General features: G+C 37.9%; 4 protein-coding genes. All 4 read right to left on the reverse strand.

The genetic code is table 11. From position 1 onward, the window contains the following. Nucleotides 1-552: OprD family outer membrane porin (locus tag WBM70_RS07290; RefSeq protein ID WP_424557839.1), on the reverse strand; the 552-nt coding region annotated here is incomplete at its 3' end. 98 nt (nt 553-650) lie between these two features. Beyond that, the gene (locus tag WBM70_RS07295) at nt 651-881 is read right to left on the reverse strand and encodes a FeoA family protein (protein ID WP_424557840.1); all 231 of its coding nucleotides are present in this window, start codon (nt 879-881) and stop codon (nt 651-653) included. Nucleotide 882: 1 nt separating this feature from the next. Further along, nucleotides 883-3,006, reverse strand: a complete 2,124-nt coding sequence (gene feoB, locus WBM70_RS07300; RefSeq protein WP_424557841.1) for a ferrous iron transport protein B — start codon at nt 3,004-3,006, stop codon at nt 883-885. A 137-nt stretch (nt 3,007-3,143) separates the two neighbouring features. Beyond that, nucleotides 3,144-4,408, reverse strand: a 1,265-nt coding sequence (locus WBM70_RS07305) for a hypothetical protein (RefSeq protein ID WP_424557842.1), incomplete at its 5' end; no start/stop codon positions are given.

Here is a 4,408-nt window from a genome sequence, read left to right on the forward strand (position 1 = left end):
TATGAATCCTGCAGACAGCGTCACATCATCGACATCTGTATTTGTGACCCTATAGACTTCAAAATAATTTGGTATCATTCTAAGATCATCACTGTCTGCATGCGGTGTGTCCAGGGACTGTCTTCCAAGTTTTATCTCAGTATTTCCCCATTTCCCATCTAAATATGCCTGAGAGAGCAAAATAAAGCTTTTTCCATTTACATCAAAGAAATCATTATTTAGATCGGAGTTGTTTTGCTGATTTCCAAGATTGAGTACCGTGTATGCTTCAGCACCCAGCATCAGTCCATTCCACCTTTGCGTATTGAAGTGAACATGCCCTGCCAGCGCATAGGCAGTTGTATTTGTTGTACCTTCTTCTGAAAAGTGAATATATCCTGCTCTCACTTGTCCCCGTGTATGCTCTAAAGGGTCATATCCACTCAATATGCTTCTTACACTTCGGACTTCTATGGGTTGCTGCATCTCTTCTTCTGTCGAAGAGACGTTGGACTCGGTATTTATACTTTCAAATGATAGAATAAAGTTTTCTCCATAAATACTAATACTCATTATCATTATAATGAGTGCATTTAACGCTATCTTATTCATTTTTAATTATTCCTATTTAATTTATGGTTCTGAAGTAAAGACAAAGCAGCACTTTATCTCTACCCAGTGATTCTTTCTACTTCTATTTTTCCTGCTTCATCTGCTCTCAGTGCAATGAGGGTTGAACCTACTTCGATCTCCATCGTCTGCTTGGCAATGGAACACCCCTTGATAAACAGTGTCTCTCCGCGCATGACACCAAAAGAGGTTAATCTGTCTTTTAATGCTTTATCTGCATGGATTTTAACGATCTCCGCTTTGTCACCTTTATGTAAGTCACTTAATACCATATCATACTCCTGTAATCATCAGCGTCACCCGGTACGCTATAAAACTTAATATCCATGCCGTTGTCGTGGTCATAAAGAAAAGATACACTAGATATTTCCATCCTCCTGCCTCTTTGGCAAAAACCATTGATGCAGCCAAACAAGGCAAGTAGATCATGACAAACACAATAAATGCAATTGCAGAAGCAAACGGTATATTCGCTTTTATCTGTGCAATAAGTCCTTCATTTCCTTCATCTACCTCATCGCCCAATGCATAGAGTACACCCAACGTAGAGACAACCACTTCTTTAGCTGCCAGCCCCGTCTCCAGTGCTACAGCCATACGCCAATCAAAACCAAGTGGCGCGAAGAATGGTTCAGACGCATGTCCTATCTTTCCTAAGTAACTCTGCTCAAGCAAATTCAGGGAAAGTTCATTGTTTAATTGACTTTTCATCTCATCATTGTTTGCTTGTGCTATTTTGCTTTCATACTGTGCTTCAAGTGCCATGTTTTTAGGGTAGTTACCTGCAAACCAGATGAGTATAGAAGCAGCCAAAATAAAGGTTCCTGCTTTTTTAAGGTAAGATTTCGCCTGTCCATACACCGTATGCCAAATGAGCTTGATCGAGGGCATGCGATACTTTGGCATCTCCATTACAAAAGGTTCATCTTCACCTTTGAAGACAAACATCTTAAGTACTTTGGCTGCAAAAAGGCCTAAGATAGCCCCTGAGATGTAAATAACAAACAAGATGTTCCCTGCTTGTTCTTCAGCAAAAAATGCGCCTGCAAAAAGTACATAGATAGGCAGCCTTGCTCCACAAGACATAAATCCTATGATGAAAAGCGTAATGAGTCTGTCTTTTTCATTTTTTAGTGTACGTGCAGCCATATATGCTGGGACAGAACACCCAAAACCTGTTACTAACGGGATAAAGCTTTTTCCATGCAGTCCAAACTTATGGAAAAAACCATCCAGTAAAAAAGCCACACGACTCATATACCCTGTTGTCTCAAGCAATGCGATCCCTATAAAGAGAATCAGGATATTGGGTAAGAACATTACAACTGCTCCTACACCAGCTATCATACCATCTGCAACAAGTGATCCTAATTCACCTTCTCCCAATACTGATTTTGCTTGATCCCCAAGCCACCCGAAGGCTGCATCAATATAGTCCATAGGAACAGAACCCAATTCAAAGGTTAGCTGGAACAAAGCCCACATAAAAAACAAGAAAAGAGGTATTCCCAGCACTTTGTTAATAAGAAGATTGTCTATTTTCTGTGTGAGATTTTTGGCTTTCATCCCTGCTACAGACATCACTTCCATCTTTGCCCCTTTGGCAAAAGCAAAATGTTCATCTGCGAAGATCTCATCCAAATCTTTTGTGTTATTGTGCAGATAGAGGTGATTTAGCCCTTCTCTTACGATAGGCAACATCTCTATCCAGATAGGTTCATCATGCATCTTTTTATATACATCTGCATTTTCCTGTAGCAATCTAACGGCCAACTGACGATAAGGAATCGTATTTTTATACTTTTTCTCTTTTAAGAATGTGACGATGGTCTCTATCTCTTCTTCGATAGGATCACTATAAATGACTTTTGCACCTGTCTCCTCTTTTTCATAGATTTCAATGATGGCTGCTTTAAGTGCTTCAACTCCAGTTTTTTTAGAGGCAGACGTTTTAATGCAGGGGACGCCAAGAATAGCTGAGAGTTGTTTCTCATCTATTGTGATACCTTCCTTTTGTGCTTCATCATCCATATTAAGCGCAACCACCACTTTTTTACCCGTTTCAAGGAGTTGTGTCGTAAACAACAAATTTCTCTGAAGGTTTGTAGAATCCACTACATTGACGATGACATCATACTCATCACTTTGTAAAAAACTTTTTGTTACTTTTTCTTCTATTGTATATTCGGTTAAAGAGTATGCTCCGGGGAGGTCAATAATATGAACTTCATAATCCTTACAAGAAACTTCATCACATATCTTAAATTCAACTTCTGTTTTATCTACCGTTACCCCTGAAAAGTTTCCTACTTTTAGTGTGGCATTGGATATAGCATTAATCAATGAACTTTTCCCAACATTGGGTTGTCCTGCTAATGCAATAGTAATTTTTTCCACTTGGTTTCCTTATGGAGCATTATAATTTACATAAATGATAATTGTTATCACTTAACTAGATTTGCTGGAGTATAGTCAACCTTTTCTTAAAGAAGAATTAACTTGAGAGTAATTATCAATAAAATAATGGTTCTTTTTTAAAATTTTAAATTTCTTAAAAGGTCTCCTGCTTTTCCACCCAATGCTTCTTCTATCTTATTTTGTAATTTTTCATCTATTTTATCTCTAAATAGAGCAGAGGTATCAACCGTTACTTTCGGGTTATCTACGGTTCCCTTGATCTTACCATTCACGGTATACTTATCATAAACAAATGTAAACTTCGCGGTATTGGTGTTCTTTATTTTATCTATCCTGCCATCTGTAATTTCGATACTACTGTTTGTGCCTTGTGCATGAAGTGTATAATCAGTGACCTTCCCTCGAATGTCTGCATGAAACTTCGTAGAATCGAAAATAACACGTGCGGGATCTTTACCTATTATCATTTTAATGGTATTGGTCGTAGGACTTGGTTTTATCTGAAAGGCAGTAATGTCAATATCTACCACACCTGATTTATTCTTAAGGTTATACTTTCCTTTTCCAAATGCTTTTCCTAAGAAATCTTTCTTGTGTCCAAGTAACCCTAAAATATTCTCCAATGGCACATTGTCAATAGTGCTGATAAGATCATCTCCTAGAAGTGTAGAGGTGACCTTACCTCCGAGTGTGCTTGTCTGTGCTGTCACTGTTCGTACCTTGTCTTTAGACCACTCTCCTTTAAGAACAAGAGGACCATAAAGCTTTCTATCTATCACTTTATGCCATTCTTTCAAACTTGGAATGTCTAGAGTATACTTACTTTTAAAAGCTTTTGTCTCTGGATCGTAAACCATCTCTTCAAGGAAAATATCGCCAATAGAAGTCTTTATTTTTGACTGACCGTAGCCTATACCCTTTTTAAACTGACCTGAAGCATCCAAGGTAATATTTGCTTTTAATCCCTCTCCCATTAGCTTCTTCATTTCAGCAGGTTGAGTCACAAGATTTGCATTTTTAAATGAAAAAGTCCCTTCGCGTGGTTTATGACTGGATAAAACTATTTGACCATCCATCGTTCCTTTGGCATACCCTGGTAATCCAAATAAAGTAAATAGTTTCTCTACAAAAAGTTGTGAAGCATCCAGTTTGACTGTTTTACTGTCATGTGAGAAAGCTACCTTTTTGCCTAAACCCTTTATGTCGCCTAAAATCGTAAGCTTATCTTTAAATTCAAGGGATCCCTTTGCTGCAAGTGGGGTATTTTTTTTCACTTTTGCTTTGGGAAGAAGTGTGTTGATATCATGAACCAATAGATCATATTTTGAAGTCCATATTTTCTTATGGAAGTCATATTCTAATGAAGAGAGTGTCAGATCTG

Origin of the sequence: Sulfurovum sp. (assembly GCF_049668085.1) — a bacterium.
In the GTDB taxonomy this organism is placed as follows: Bacteria; Campylobacterota; Campylobacteria; order Campylobacterales; family Sulfurovaceae; genus Sulfurovum.

What these genes read in the sequence shown, in the direction of transcription:
- WBM70_RS07295 (WP_424557840.1), bottom strand. Translation starts at nt 881, where the DNA reads ATGGTATTAAGTGACTTACATAAAGGTGACAAAGCGGAGATCGTTAAA.